The sequence below is a fragment of the Stenotrophomonas sp. 80084_Sma genome, assembly GCF_056481995.1.
Genome location: NZ_CM151177.1, coordinates 3347041 through 3361353, shown reverse-complemented (window position 1 = coordinate 3361353; position 14313 = coordinate 3347041). Strand labels below are relative to the sequence as shown.

At 64.6% G+C, this 14313-nt stretch carries 12 protein-coding genes and 2 tRNA genes; all 14 read left to right on the top strand.

The genetic code is table 11. The annotated features are described in order from the left end of the window. The first annotated feature begins 3 nt into the window (after window positions 1–3). The gene (gene nuoI / locus ACZK3W_RS15670) at window positions 4–492 is read left to right on the top strand and encodes an NADH-quinone oxidoreductase subunit NuoI (protein WP_006381128.1); all 489 of its coding nucleotides are present in this window, start codon (window positions 4–6) and stop codon (window positions 490–492) included. A gap of 9 nt (window positions 493–501) precedes the next feature. Further along, the gene (locus tag ACZK3W_RS15665) at window positions 502–1158 is read left to right on the top strand and encodes an NADH-quinone oxidoreductase subunit J (protein WP_032128645.1); all 657 of its coding nucleotides are present in this window, start codon (window positions 502–504) and stop codon (window positions 1156–1158) included. Beyond that, complete coding sequence (nuoK, locus tag ACZK3W_RS15660) at window positions 1155–1460, top strand: NADH-quinone oxidoreductase subunit NuoK (RefSeq protein WP_005417921.1); 306 nt, start codon at window positions 1155–1157, stop codon at window positions 1458–1460. The genes ACZK3W_RS15665 and nuoK overlap by 4 nt, the downstream gene beginning before the upstream one ends. Window positions 1461–1467: 7 nt before the next feature. Next, window positions 1468–3645, top strand: coding sequence for an NADH-quinone oxidoreductase subunit L (gene nuoL / locus ACZK3W_RS15655; RefSeq protein WP_121504565.1), 2178 nt, complete (start codon window positions 1468–1470; stop codon window positions 3643–3645). Between the two features lie 23 nt (window positions 3646–3668). Beyond that, complete coding sequence (locus tag ACZK3W_RS15650; protein WP_032128647.1) at window positions 3669–5177, top strand: NADH-quinone oxidoreductase subunit M; 1509 nt, start codon at window positions 3669–3671, stop codon at window positions 5175–5177. Window positions 5178–5192: 15 nt separating this feature from the next. Beyond that, entirely contained in the window at window positions 5193–6653 is a 1461-nt protein-coding gene (gene nuoN, locus ACZK3W_RS15645; protein WP_478450121.1) for an NADH-quinone oxidoreductase subunit NuoN, read from the top strand. Window positions 6654–6780: 127 nt separating this feature from the next. Next, window positions 6781–6857 (top strand) — tRNA-Met (locus ACZK3W_RS15640). An 84-nt stretch (window positions 6858–6941) separates the two neighbouring features. Continuing rightward, a tRNA-Met gene (locus ACZK3W_RS15635) sits at window positions 6942–7018 on the top strand. A gap of 357 nt (window positions 7019–7375) precedes the next feature. Beyond that, window positions 7376–7966 carry a ribosome maturation factor RimP gene (rimP, locus tag ACZK3W_RS15630; RefSeq protein WP_014037945.1) on the top strand — a complete coding sequence of 197 codons (591 nt, stop codon included), beginning with the start codon at window positions 7376–7378 and terminating at the stop codon, window positions 7964–7966. Between the two features lie 4 nt (window positions 7967–7970). Continuing rightward, a complete protein-coding gene (nusA, locus tag ACZK3W_RS15625) occupies window positions 7971–9482 on the top strand; it encodes a transcription termination factor NusA (RefSeq protein ID WP_005410449.1) in 1512 nt (503 codons plus the stop codon). Between the two features lie 92 nt (window positions 9483–9574). Further along, window positions 9575–12220 carry a translation initiation factor IF-2 gene (gene infB / locus ACZK3W_RS15620; RefSeq protein WP_032128650.1) on the top strand — a complete coding sequence of 882 codons (2646 nt, stop codon included), beginning with the start codon at window positions 9575–9577 and terminating at the stop codon, window positions 12218–12220. Between the two features lie 125 nt (window positions 12221–12345). Then, window positions 12346–12729, top strand: a complete 384-nt coding sequence (rbfA, locus tag ACZK3W_RS15615) for a 30S ribosome-binding factor RbfA (protein WP_005410447.1) — start codon at window positions 12346–12348, stop codon at window positions 12727–12729. 107 nt (window positions 12730–12836) lie between these two features. Next, window positions 12837–13745, top strand: a complete 909-nt coding sequence (gene truB / locus ACZK3W_RS15610; RefSeq protein ID WP_197615945.1) for a tRNA pseudouridine(55) synthase TruB — start codon at window positions 12837–12839, stop codon at window positions 13743–13745. A 173-nt stretch (window positions 13746–13918) separates the two neighbouring features. After that, window positions 13919–14179, top strand: coding sequence for a 30S ribosomal protein S15 (gene rpsO / locus ACZK3W_RS15605; RefSeq protein WP_005410445.1), 261 nt, complete (start codon window positions 13919–13921; stop codon window positions 14177–14179). The last annotated feature ends 134 nt before the right edge of the window (window positions 14180–14313 follow it).

Below are 14313 nucleotides of genomic sequence, written 5' to 3'. Positions count from 1 at the left end.
GTGATGAACAGGATTACCCATTACTTCAAGAGCCTGCTGCTGCTCGAACTGCTGGGCGGCCTTTGGCTGACGCTGAAGTACAGCTTCAAGCCCAAGTACACGATGATGTACCCGATGGAGAAGTTCCCGCAGTCGCCGCGCTTCCGTGGCCTGCACGCCCTGCGCCGTTACCCCAACGGTGAAGAGCGCTGCATCGCCTGCAAGCTGTGCGAAGCGGTGTGCCCTGCATTGGCCATCACCATCGACTCGGCCAAGCGCGAAGACGGCACCCGCCGTACCACGCGCTATGACATCGATCTGTTCAAGTGCATCTTCTGCGGCTTCTGCGAAGAAAGCTGCCCGGTGGACTCGATCGTCGAAACCCACATCCTCGAGTATCACTTCGAGAATCGTGGCGAAAACATCGTTACCAAGCCGCAGCTGCTGGCCCTGGGCGACCGTCTCGAGTCCGAGATCGCCGAGCGTCGCGCCGCCGATGCCGCTTACCGCTGAGGTCGAGAGATGGATTGGGTAAATATCGCTTTCTGGGTGTTCGCCATCGCGGCAACGGTTTCGGCCGGTGCGGTGATCAGCGTGCGCAACCCGGTTCACGCCGTGCTCTGCCTGGTGCTGACCTTCTTCTCCATTGCCTGCGTGTGGCTGCTGGTCGGCGCCGAGTTCCTCGGCGTGGCGCTGGTGCTGGTCTACGTCGGCGCGGTGATGGTGCTGTTCCTGTTCGTGGTGATGATGCTCGACATCGACCCCACCAAGCTGCGTGAGGGCTGGGTCCGCTACCTGCCGGTCGGTCTCATTGTTGCCGTGGCGATGCTGGTGCAGATGCTGATCCTGATCGGCGTGAAGGGCAGGGCGGTCAACCCGTTCCCGGCCGACAACGCCGCTGCGGTCGCTGCCGACAGCTCCAACGTCACTTGGCTGGCGCGTACGCTGTTCACCGAGTACCTGCTGCCGTTCGAGTTCGCCGCCGTCATCCTGACCGTGGCCGTGGTTGCCGCCGTGATGCTGACCTTGCGCCGCCGTACCGGCGTGAAGAGCCAGAACCCGGGTGAGCAGACCATGGTCAAGGCCGGCCAGCGCCTGCGCATGGTCAAGATGGGCGCCGAAGCGCCGGTCGTGCACAGCAACAGCAAGCCGGCCGCCGGCGAGGAGACCCAGCCGTGATTACCCTTGGCCACATCCTTGCGCTGGGCGCGGTGCTGTTCGCCATCAGCCTGGCCGGCATCTTCCTCAACCGGAAGAACGTCATCGTCCTGCTGATGTCGATCGAACTGATGCTGCTGTCGGTGAACATCAACTTCGTCGGCTTCTCGCGTCAGCTGGGCGATCCGTCCGGCCAGCTGTTCGTGTTCTTCATCCTGACCGTCGCCGCCGCGGAAGCCGCCATCGGCCTGGCGATCCTGGTGACCCTGTTCCGTACCCGCCGCACGATCAATGTCGGCGAAGTCGATTCGTTGAAGGGCTGATCCACAGATGGAAATCACTCTCTCCAAGAGTCTGTTGATCGCAGTGGTGCTTGCACCGCTGTTCGGCAGCATCATCGCCGGCCTGTTCGGTCGCCAGGTCAAGCGCTTCGGCGCGCAGACCATCACCATCCTCGGCGTCGCGGTTGCCTGCGGCCTGTCGATGTACACGCTCTACCAGTTGCTGTGGGGCGGCGCGCAGCCGTTCAACCAGAACATCTACACGTTCTTCGAAGTCGGCCAGTACTCGGCCCACGTCGGTTTCATGGTCGACAAGCTGACCGCGATGATGATGGTGGTGGTGACCTTCGTGTCGCTGCTGGTCCACATCTACACGATCGGCTACATGCAGGACGATCCGGGCTACCAGCGGTTCTTCAGCTACATCTCGCTGTTCACCTTCTCGATGCTCACCCTGGTGATGAGCAACAACTTCCTGCAGCTGTTCTTCGGCTGGGAAGCGGTGGGCCTGGTGTCGTACCTGCTGATCGGCTTCTGGTTCAAGCGCCCGACTGCGATCTTCGCCAACATGAAGGCGTTCCTGGTCAATCGCGTTGGTGACTTCGGCTTCCTGCTCGGTATCGCCGGCGTGCTGTGGGTGTTCGGCACCCTGGACTACTCGCAGGTGTTCTCGCAGGCCGGCATGCTGGCTGACCCGCGCGCCCAGCTGCAGATCTGGGACGGCACCATGTTCGGCATGCAGCTGCTGAACGAGCCGGTGATCTGGTCGATCGCCACCGTCATCTGCATCTGCCTGTTCATCGGTGCCATGGGCAAGTCGGCCCAGGTCCCGCTGCACGTGTGGCTGCCGGACTCGATGGAAGGCCCGACCCCGATCTCGGCACTGATCCACGCCGCGACGATGGTGACCGCCGGTATCTTCATGGTCACCCGCATGTCGCCGCTGTTCGAGCTGTCGCAGACCGCGCTGAACTTCATCCTGTTCATCGGTGCCACCACCGCGTTCTTCACCGGCCTGATCGGCATCGTGCAGAACGACATCAAGCGCGTCGTCGCGTACTCCACGCTGTCGCAGCTGGGCTACATGACGGTTGCACTGGGCGTGTCGGCGTACTCGGCCGCCGTGTTCCACCTGATGACCCACGCCTTCTTCAAGGCGCTGCTGTTCCTGGGTGCCGGCTCGGTCATCATCGCGATGCACCACGAGCAGGACATGCGCAAGATGGGCGGCCTGCGCAAGTACATGCCGATCACCTTCGTCACCATGTGGATCGGTACCCTGGCCCTGGTCGGTACGCCGTTCTTCTCCGGCTTCTACTCGAAGGACACCATCATCGAGGCGGCCGAGATCCACGCCCACATGCAGAACAGCTGGGTGGCCACCTATGGCTACTGGGCAGTGCTGGGTGGCGTGCTGGTGACCAGCTTCTACAGCTTCCGCCTGCTGTTCCTGACCTTCCACGGCAAGGAGCGCTTCCGCGACGTGCATGATGATCACGGCCATGCCCATGACGATCACCACGCCGCAGATGCGCACCCTGCTGATGCCCATCATGGGGACGCGCACCATGACGACCACGGCCATGGCCACGGTCCGCATGAGCCGCACGAAACCCCGTGGGTGGTGACCCTGCCGCTGATCCTGCTGGCCATCCCGTCGATCGCCATCGGTTTCTTCAGCATCGGTCCGATGCTGCACGGCACCGACTGGGCCGGCCACCATGCACACGACGCAATCAAGGGCCAGGTCAACACGTTCTTCACCGGCATCGTCGATTTCTACGATCCGGCCAAGAACACCGTTGCCTTCCTGGGCGAAGAGTTCCACGGGCCGGTGGCGTTCGCGCTGCACGGCATGATGCTGCCGCCGTTCTGGCTGACCCTGGCGGGCTTCCTGCTGGCTGCGCTGTTCTACCTGTGGAAGCCGGACCTGTCGGGCAAGGCGCGCAAGACCTTCGCTCCGCTGGTGTCGGTGCTGGAAAACAAGTACGGCTTCGACAAGCTGTGGATCGATGGCTTTGCCGGTGGCAGCGTCAAGCTGGGCAAGGTCGCACGCTGGATCGACAGCAACATCGTCGACGGCGTGGTCAATCTTTCGGCACGTGTTGTGGACGTCGCAGCCGGCGTGCTGCGTCGTACCCAATCCGGTTTCCTCTATCACTACGCCTTCGCGATGATCATCGGCCTGATTGCCCTTCTGGGCGTGCTGATGCATTACCTGCGTTGATGACCTGTACGGAATAAGAAGACGTGTCGAACTGGCCTCTACTCAGTGTCCTCATCTGGCTGCCGATCATCGGTGGCGCCCTGATCCTTGCGATCCGTGATGCGCAGACCGCCCGCTGGGCGTCGCTGGGCGTAGCGGTGCTGACGTTCGTGGCGAGCCTCTCGCTGCTGAGCGGCTACAACGCGGGCATCGACGGTCTGCAGTTCGTCGAGACCCATGCCTGGATCCCGGCGTACAAGATCGGCTACAACCTGGGCGTGGACGGCATCGCCGTGGCGCTGATCCTGCTGACCACCCTGGTCAGCGTGCTTGCCCTGATCGGCGCCTGGAGCGCCATCGACAAGCGCGTCAACCAGTACGTGGCCGCCTTCCTGATCCTGGAAGGCGTCACGGTCGGTATCTTCTCGGCCACGGACGCGATGCTGTTCTACGTGTTCTTCGAGGCGATGCTGATCCCGATGTTCCTGATCATCGGTGTCTGGGGTGGCCCGCGTCGCATCTACGCCGCGCTGAAGTTCTTCCTGTACACCTTCCTCGGCTCGGTGCTGATGCTGGTGGCGCTGATCTACCTGTACATGAAGGGCGGCAGCTTCCAGCTGGCCGACCTGTACGCGCTGCCGCTGTCGGCCAAGGAACAGACCTGGATCTTCTTCGCCTTCCTGATCGCCTTCGCGGTCAAGGTGCCGATGTTCCCGGTCCACACCTGGCTGCCGGATGCCCACGTGGAAGCGCCGACCGCCGGTTCGGTGATCCTGGCCGCCATCGCCCTGAAGATCGGTGGCTACGGCTTCCTGCGCTTCAACCTGCCGATCGTCCCGGACGCGTCGCAGGAATGGGCGTGGCTGGTGATCGCGCTGTCGCTGATCGCGGTGATCTACGTCGGCCTCGTCGCCCTGGTGCAGGACGACATGAAGAAGCTGATCGCCTATTCGTCGATCGCGCACATGGGCTTCGTCACCCTGGGCACATTCATTGCCCTGTGGCTGGTGCGTGAAGCCGGCAACGCCGATGCCGCCCGCCTGGGCCTGCAGGGCGCCATGGTGCAGATGATCTCGCACGGCTTCGTGTCCGGTGCGATGTTCTCCAGCGTCGGCGTGCTGTACGACCGCATGCACAGCCGCCGCATCGCCGATTACGGCGGCGTGGTCAACGTGATGCCCTGGTTTGCGACCTTCGCCATGCTGTTCTTCATGGCCAATGCAGGCCTGCCGGGCACCAGCGGTTTCGTCGGCGAGTTCATGGTCATCCTTGCGGCCTTCCAGCGTAATCCGTGGATCGCGCTGGGCGCGGCCACCACCCTGATCATCGGCGCCGCCTACACCCTGTGGCTGTACAAGCGCATCTTCTTCGGTGAAGTGGCCAACAGCCATGTTGCCGAACTGAAGGACATCAACGGCCGCGAGTGGCTGGTGCTGGGCGTGTTCGCCATCGGCGTGCTGGCCCTGGGCATCTACCCCAAGCCGCTGACCGACCTGATGGAGCCCTCGATCGCGAAGCTGGCGATGCAGATCGCATCCAGCAAGCTGCTGTAATTCCAGGATTTGATGATGACCACCTCGCCGCTGCTGCCATTGACCGCCGCTGACCTGCCACCGCTCGCTCCCGAGCTGGTGCTGATCGGTAGCGCCTTCGCCCTGATGATTCTCGACCTGTTCGTCAGCAACCGGAACAAGATCGTCACCCACCTGTTCTCGCTCGCTGCGCTGGCCGTGGTGCTGTTCATGCTGGCCACCGGCGTGGGCGGGCAGGGGGAGGTCTTCCATGGCATGTTCGTGCGTGATACCGCCGCGGACGTGATGAAGACCGGGATCGTGCTGCTCAGCGGCCTGACCCTGGTCTACGGCTGGCGCTACCTGCGCGACCGCAACCTGTTCCAGGGCGAGATCCCGGTGCTGATCCTGTTCGGCACCGCCGGCATGATGATCCTGGTCTCGGCCGGCAGCCTGCTGATGGTCTACCTGGGCCTGGAACTGCTGGCGCTGTGCTCCTACGCGCTGGTTGCCAGCAACCGTGAGAACGGCCTGGCCTCGGAAGCGGCGATGAAGTACATCGTGCTGGGTTCGCTGGCTTCTGGCCTGCTGCTGTACGGCATGTCGCTGATCTACGGCGCCACCGGCAGCCTCCAGCTGGACGTCATCCGCGAGGCCATCCCGCACTCGGAAGAGCGCGTGCTGCTGATCACCGGTGCGGTCTTCATGATCGCCGGCGTCGCCTTCAAGCTGGGTGCCGCGCCGTTCCACATGTGGCTGCCGGACGTGTACCAGGGTGCCCCGGCACCGATCGCACTGTTCATCAGCTCGGCGCCGAAGCTGGCCGCCTTCGGCATGGCCTACCGCCTGCTGGAAATGGGCGTGGGCCCGCTGTCGACCGAACTGCAGCTGCTGATCGCCGGCCTGGCGGCGGTCTCGCTGGTCATCGGCAACCTGATGGCCATCGCGCAGAGCAACCTCAAGCGCATGCTGGCGTTTTCCACCGTCTCGCACATCGGCTTCCTGCTGATGGGCATTGCCGGTGGCGGCTCGCAGGGCTATGCCGCCGCACTGTTCTACGCACTGGCCTACGCCATCATGTCGACCGCCGCCTTCGGCGCGATCATCGCGCTGTCGCGTGCCGGCTTCGAAGCCGAGAACATCGAAGACTTCAAGGGCCTCAATGCCCGCAACCCGTGGATGGCCGGCCTGGTGCTGTGCATCATGGCGTCGCTGGCTGGCATCCCGCCGTTCCTGGGCTTCTGGACCAAGCTGGCGGTGCTGGGCGCGGCCGTCAACGGTGGCCTGCTGTGGCTGGCCATTCTCGGCGTGCTGTGTGCCGTGGTCGGCTGCTTCTACTACCTGCGCGTCATCAAGGTCATGTACTTCGATGAGCCGGTGGGCGAGGCCATGCCGCGCAGCAACGACCGCGTGCTGGGCCTGGTCCTGGGCGTGAACGCGCTGGCGCTGCTGGCGCTGGGCCTGGCATGGAACCCGATCATGGTCTGGTGCCAGCAGGCATTTGCGCATCTTGCATAAAAGTTGACACAAAGCTGCGCGATTCGTGTAATATGCGCAGCCTGAGTTGTCACTGCAGCGGTTCAGCCAGAACATCGTTGCGGTAGCCCTCCTCGAAAGAGCAGGGCAGCAGTTCAAACACTTCCGGTGCGGGGTGGAGCAGTCTGGCAGCTCGTCGGGCTCATAACCCGAAGGTCGCAGGTTCAAATCCTGCCCCCGCTACCAACACATCGAATCGGCGCCAACCAGTTCGATGAATGAGGAAAAGCTTGCAGGTTTTGAAGTTATGCCTCATAATTCCGCTTCTGATGCGGGGTGGAGCAGTCTGGCAGCTCGTCGGGCTCATAACCCGAAGGTCGCAGGTTCAAATCCTGCCCCCGCTACCAAGTAAAGAGATCGCCTTCGAAGTCCTGCTTCGAGGGCGTTTTTCTTCTGCGGCTCTGGTTGATCCGCCGGGCCATGCCCGGCGAGCGAAGCGGCCGGTTTCAGGCGGGTCCAAGCCTTGCACCAGCGCGGTGCAGTCGCTATCATCAGCGGCCTAGCAATACCCCTGAAGGCGGCCTCCCAGCGGGAGTCCGGACCCGGAAGGAGGGCCGCAACCGGCAGGCACTGCAGGTTGCAACCGGAATCCAGTCACCGGAGTCTTTCCGGAAAAGGGGCCCAGCGGGCCCTTTGTCGTTTCCGGGGCGTCATGTTTCCATGCCGGCCAAGGCCGGCACCCAACCAAGAGATCAAGGCAGGCTGTGAGCGACAAGGCAACCGACATCGCGAATCTGCTCGCCCCGACCGTTGTGTCGCTGGGCCTGGAGCTGCTGGGCGTTGAGTATCTGCCGGCCCCCGGCGGTGCGACCCTGCGCCTTTACATCGACGTGCCGCTGGCTGAACAGCCCGAGCGCATCATCAATGTCGACGACTGCGAGCGGGTCAGCCGCGAAGTGTCGGCACAGATGGACGTCGAAGACCCGATCAGCGGCAACTACACGCTGGAAGTGTCTTCGCCGGGCGTCGACCGTCCGCTGTTCAACCTGGAGCAGTTCGGCCGTCACCTCGGCGAAATGGCCAAGGTCACGCTGAAGCTGCCGCAGGACAACCGTCGTCGCCTGCAGGGCCGCATCGAAGCGACCGACGAGGCCGCGGACACCATCACCTTCATCGTCGACAAGGCTGAAGTGGTCGTGTCGGCCGACAACATCGACAAGGCACGGATCATGCCCGACTGGGTGGCGCTGGGGCTGGCCCCGAGCAAGCCGACCGGTCCGGCACCGAAGCGTCCGAAGCCGAACAAGAATTCTTCTTCCAACGAGCCGGCGGCAAAGAAGCCGCGCGCGGAGTGAGCCAATGAGCAAGGAACTGTTGCTGGTAGTCGACGCAGTCGCCAACGAGAAGGGCGTGCCGCGTGAAGTGATCTTCGATGCCATCGAGGCCGCCCTGGCCTCGGCAGCGAAGAAGCGCTATCCCGACGAGGAAGTGCTGACCCGCGTGGTCATCGACCACAAGGATGGCAGCTACGAAACCTTCCGCCGCTGGGAAGTGGTGGCCGATGACGTGGTCATGGAATCGCCGGACCGCCAGATCCGCCTGATGGACGCCGTCGATGAAGCCGAAGGCGTGGACGTCGGCGACTACATCGAAGAGCAGATCGAGAACCCGGACTTCGGCCGCATTGCCGCCCAGGCCGCCAAGCAGGTCATCGTCCAGCGCGTGCGCGAAGCCGAGCGCCAGCAGGTCGTGGATGCATGGAAGGATCGCGTGGGTGAGCTGATCACCGGTGTGGTCAAGCGCGCCGAGCGCGGCAACATCTATGTCGACCTCGGTGGCAACGCCGAAGGTTTCATCCCGAAGGACAAGGGCATTCCGCGCGACGTGCTGCGCGCCGGTGACCGCGTGCGCGGCTACCTGGCCGAAGTCCGTTCGGAACCGCGTGGCCCGCAGCTGTTCATCAGCCGCGCCGCCCCGGAATTCATGATCGAGCTGTTCAAGCTGGAAGTGCCGGAAGTCGGCCAGGGCCTGGTGGAAATCAAGGCCTGCGCCCGCGATCCGGGCGACCGCGCCAAGATCGCCGTGCTCGCCCACGACCAGCGCACCGATCCGATCGGTGCCTGCATCGGCATGCGCGGTTCGCGCGTGCAGGCCGTGTCCAACGAGCTCAATGGCGAGCGCGTGGACATCGTGCTGTGGAACGACAACCCGGCCAACTTCGTCATCAACGCGATGGCGCCGGCCGAAGTACAGTCGATCATCGTCGATGAAGACAAGCATTCGATGGACCTGGCCGTTGCCGAAGACCGCCTGGCCCAGGCGATCGGCAAGGGCGGCCAGAACGTGCGCCTGGCCAGCCGCCTGACCGGCTGGCAGCTCAACGTGATGACCCAGGACCAGGTCACCGCCAAGTCGGAGGCCGAGCAGGCTTCGGCCCGCCAGCTGTTCATGGACAAGCTGGAAGTGGACGAAGAGATCGCCGGCATCCTGGTCAGCGAAGGCTTCGGCACCGTCGAGGAAATCGCATATGTCCCGGTCGGCGAACTGCTGGCCGTGGAAGGTTTCGACGAAGACATCGTCGAAGAGCTGCGCGCTCGTGCCCGCGATGCGCTGCTCAATGAGGCCCTGGCAGTCGAGGAAGGCCTTGAAGACGGCCAGCCGGCGCAGGACCTGCTGTCCCTGAAGGGCATGGACGAAGCCACCGCGTATGCGCTGGCCGGCCACGGCGTGCGTACCAGTGAGGACCTGTCCGACCTGGCCGCCGACGAGGTCATGGACTTCGGCATCGAAGGGCTGGATCAGGCGCGCGCCGCTGCGCTGATCCTGGCCGCACGTGCCGAGGAGATCGCCCGACTGGAACGCGGCGAATGAGCCGGCAATGAACAGGGCCCTGAGCCGCTCAGGGCGTAGAATCCGCGCCACCTCCAGATGCGGGGGGGCGCCCACAAGATCATAGGATCCGAATGTCGCAGCAAACCACCATCCGCAAGCTTGCCGAACTGGTCAACACGCCGGTCGAAAAACTGCTGGAACAGCTGGCCGGTGCCGGCATGAAGTTCAGCGGTCCCGACCAGGTCGTGACCAGCACCGAGAAGGTGAAGCTCCTGGGCTTCCTTCGTCGTTCGCACGGCAAGCCCGAGCAGGCCCCGGAAGAAACTGATCAGTCTGCAAAGAAGATCACGCTCAACCGCCGGAAACAGCAGGAAGTGACGGTCAGTTCCGGTCGCAGCAAGACGACCGTGAATGTCGAGGTGCGCCAGAAGCGTACCTACGTCAAGGATGGTGCTCGCGCCATGACCCCGGACGAAGAGCGCGCCGACATCCTGCGCAAGCTGGAAGAGTCGCGTGCGCGCAACCTTGCCGAACAGCAGGCCCTGGCCGAGAAGGATCGTCTGCGCGACGAAGCCATCGTCCGTGCCCGTGAGGAAGAGGTTGCGGCCAAGGAACGCGCAGAGGCCGAGAAGAAGGCCGCCGAGGAAGCTGCGGCCGCCGCCAAGGCTGCCGAGGCGCTGGCTGCCAGCAAGCCCAAGCGCGCTCCGATCGATGAAACCGCGCCGCGCCCGCCGCGTGCTCCGGCCGCCGCTCCGGCTGCGCCGCGCAGCGCTCCGCCGCCGCCGCGCAACGACGACCGCAACAACCGCAGCGCGCCGCGCAACGAGCGTGGCCCGGGCGACCGTTTCGCCGGCCAGATGCACCTGTCGGCTGCCGACCGCGCGCGTCGTGGCAACAGCAACAACAGCAACACCCGTGGTCGTCCGGGCGGGCGTAACCAGGCCGGTGGCCGTCGCGACATGTCGCGCGGTGGCAACAATGCAGGTCCGCACGCCTTCGAGCGTCCGACCGCGCCGGTGGTGCGTGAAGTGGCGATCGGCGACACGATCACCGTGGCCGACCTGGCGCAGAAGCTCGCGCTGAAGGGCGGCGAGGTGGTCAAGGCGCTGTTCAAGATGGGCGTGATGGCCACCATCACCCAGTCCATCGACCATGACACCGCTGCGCTGGTGACCGAAGAACTCGGCCACAAGGCGATCCGTGCCAACGACAACGACGCCGAAGACGCACTGCTGGCCTCGACCGGTGAAAACCAGGGCGAAGCCACCCAGCGTCCGCCGGTGGTCACCATCATGGGCCACGTCGACCACGGCAAGACCTCGCTGCTGGATTACATCCGCCGCACCAAGGTCGCCACCGGCGAAGCCGGCGGCATCACCCAGCACATCGGTGCCTACCACGTGGATACGCCGAAGGGCGTGATCAGCTTCCTGGATACCCCGGGCCACGCGGCATTCACCTCGATGCGTGCGCGCGGCGCCAAGCTGACCGACATCGTGGTGCTGGTCGTGGCCGCCGATGACGGCGTCATGCCGCAGACCAAGGAAGCGATCCAGCACGCCCGTTCGGCGGGTGTGCCGCTGATCGTGGCGATCAACAAGATCGACAAGTCCGACGCCGACCCGATGCGGGTCAAGAACGAACTGCTGTCCGAGCAGGTCGTGGCCGAAGACTTCGGTGGTGACACCCAGATGGTGGAGATCTCGGCCAAGACCGGCCTGGGCATCGACGACCTGCTGGACGCCATTTCGATCCAGGCCGAACTGCTGGAACTGAAGGCCGTCGACGAAGGCCGCGCTTCGGGCGTGGTGATCGAATCGTCGCTGGACAAGGGCCGTGGCCCGGTCGCCACCGTGCTGGTGCAGCAGGGCCGCCTGAAGAAGGGCGACTACCTGGTGTGCGGCATCCAGTACGGCCGCGTGCGTGCGCTGTTCGACGAAACCGGCAAGCAGCCGGAGTTCGCCGGCCCGTCCATTCCGGTGCAGGTCCTGGGCCTGTCCGGCGTGCCGGAAGCGGGTGATGACTTCGTGGTCGTCGAGGACGAGCGCCTGGCCAAGGACGTTGCCCAGCAGCGTGAGACCAAGCGCCGTGAATCGCGCCTGGTCGCCACCGCCGGCAGCCGCATGGAAGACATCATGGCGACCCTGGGCAAGGGCGAGGGCCAGCAGGTCCTCAACCTGGTCATCAAGGCCGACGTGCAGGGTTCGGTGCAGGCGCTGAGCCAGGCACTGGTCGCGCTGTCCAACGAAGACATCCGCATCAACGTGATCCACTCCGGCGTGGGCGGCATCACCGAATCGGACGCCAACTCGGCGGCCGCTTCGAAGGCCACCGTCATCGGGTTCAACGTGCGTGCGGACGCTTCGGCCCGTCGCATCATCGAATCCAACGGCGTTGACCTGCGTTACTTCTCGATCATCTATGACGTGATCGACCAGGTGAAGCAGGTGGCCTCCGGTCTGCTGGGCGTGGAGATCCGCGAAGAGATCATCGGTATCGCCGAGGTCCGCGACGTCTTCCGCAGCTCCAAGCTGGGCGCCGTGGCCGGCTCGATGGTCATCGAGGGCGTGGTCAAGCGCAACAAGCCGATCCGCGTGCTGCGCGACAGCGTGGTGATCTTCGAGGGCGAGCTGGAATCGCTGCGTCGCTTCAAGGAGAACGTCGAGGAAGTCCGCAACGGTACCGAGTGCGGTATCGCGGTGAAGGCCTACAACGACGTCAAGCCGGGTGACCAGATCGAGTGCTTCGAGCGTATCGAAGTGCCGCGCACCCTGTAATTGCTGCAACGGACCAGCCCTCACGGGCCGGTCCGCCCCCTGGTGGGGCCCGGCCAAGGTCGGGCCGCTCCTCCTGGTAGGACCCGACCTTGGTCGGGTCACATTTGAATCGAGAGCCCGACCGCGTGCCCAAGACTTTCCATCGAACCGACCGTGTCTCCGCCCAGCTGCGCCGTGAACTCGGCACCCTGGTGCACAACGCTGTGCGCGAGCACGGGTTGCCCTCGGTGAGCGTGTCCGACGTGGAAATCACCCGCGACATGGCCCATGCCAAGGTGTTCGTCACCGCGCTGATGCCGGAACGTTCGGCCGAAGCCGTGGCCGGCCTGAAGGAGCTGGGCTATCGCCTGCGCATGGACCTGGCCCGTGCGATGAAGCTGCGCCACGTGCCGGAACTGCATTTCCACTACGACGACTCGGTCGACCGTGGTGAGCACATCGACAACATCCTGCGCGATCTGCCTGATACGCTGGCCGCCGAGAAGCGTCGCGAGAGCGACGAAGAATAACCGCGTGACGCCGGGCATGCCCGGCGTTGTTGCATTCCGGCTGCGCGATGTCTGATGCAGACCGCGCTGCAGCAGTCGAGCATGGCTCGACTCTACAAAATCCTGTCATGACCCGAATTCAGTTCCGCCGCCTGGATGGCATCCTGCTGCTCGACAAGTCGACCGGCATGAGCTCCAACGCCGCCCTGCAGGTGGCCCGTCGCCTGTTCCGTGCCGAAAAGGGTGGCCATACCGGCAGCCTCGATCCGCTGGCCACCGGCCTGTTGCCGCTGTGCTTCGGCGAGGCGACCAAGATTGCCGGACTGTTGCTCGGCTCGGCCAAGGCCTACGACGCCGAGATCATGCTGGGCCAGACCACCGACACCGATGACTCCGAAGGCCAGGTGCTGCTGCAGCGCGTGGTGCCGGCGATCAGTGCCGAGGCCCTGCAGGCGGCGCTGGTGCCGCTGACCGGCAACATCCGCCAGCGTGCCCCGATCTATTCGGCGCTGAAGCAGGGTGGGGAGCCGCTGTATGTGAAGGCCCGCCGCGGTGACGTCATCGAAGCGCCGGAGCGTGAGGTGCAGGTGCATGCCATCGAGGTACTGGAGCAGCAGCCGGAACGGCTGCGGCTGCGCGTGACCTGTGGCTCCGGCACCTATATCCGCAGCCTGGCCCGCGACCTCGGCGAAAGCCTGGGCTGTGGCGCCCACATCAGCGCGCTGCGCCGGCTGTGGGTCGAGCCGTTCCGCGAGCCTGCCATGGTCACGCTGGATCAACTGCGGGCGATGGTCGAGGCGGGCGACGAGGCCGGGATGGACGCGCTGCTGCTGCCGCTGGCGGCCGGCCTGGCTGAATACCCGCGGGTCGACCTCGATGCCGACCAGGCCCACCGCTTCTGCGTCGGCCAGCGCCAGCGGGACCTGTCCTGGCCGCATGGCCTGGTGGCCGTGTTTGGCCCGGACGATGCTGTCCAGGGCCTGGGCCAGGTCGATGACAGTGGCCTGCTCGCTCCGCAGCGTCGTTTCAACCTCTGACCTGGGCCGGGCGGTTCAGCCCCGGTCCTTGTCCCGGAAGCCCCCGACCGTTACAATTTCGCGGCCGTTTTCCGGCAACCTGCCTCGCGCAGGTTTCATCCTCGTAGTCCACGGCGAGCCTGGCGGTGCGCGAAGCGCGTTCCTGCCGGCCACGCATCACAGAGAAAAAAGAAATGTCGATCGACACCCAGAAGGTCATTGAAGATAACAAGCGCAGCTCGGCTGACACCGGCTCCCCGGAAGTCCAGGTTGCACTGCTGACCGCGCGCATCGAACTGCTGACCGGCCACTTCAAGACCCACAAGAAGGACCACCACAGCCGCCGCGGCCTGCTGCAGATGGTCAACCGCCGTCGCAGCCTGCTCGACTACCTGAAGAAGAAGGACGTCGAGCGTTACAAGGCCCTGATCGAGAAGCTTGGCCTGCGTCGCTAAGCAACGAATCCCCCGCGGCGCAGCGATGCGCCGCGGTTTTGTTTTGTAGCACCGCAATCCCCGATTCAGGCCGGAACGATCCGGCCACCCGCTGGCGGCAAGGGTCGCCGACGGTCCAAATTCGCAGACAGCAT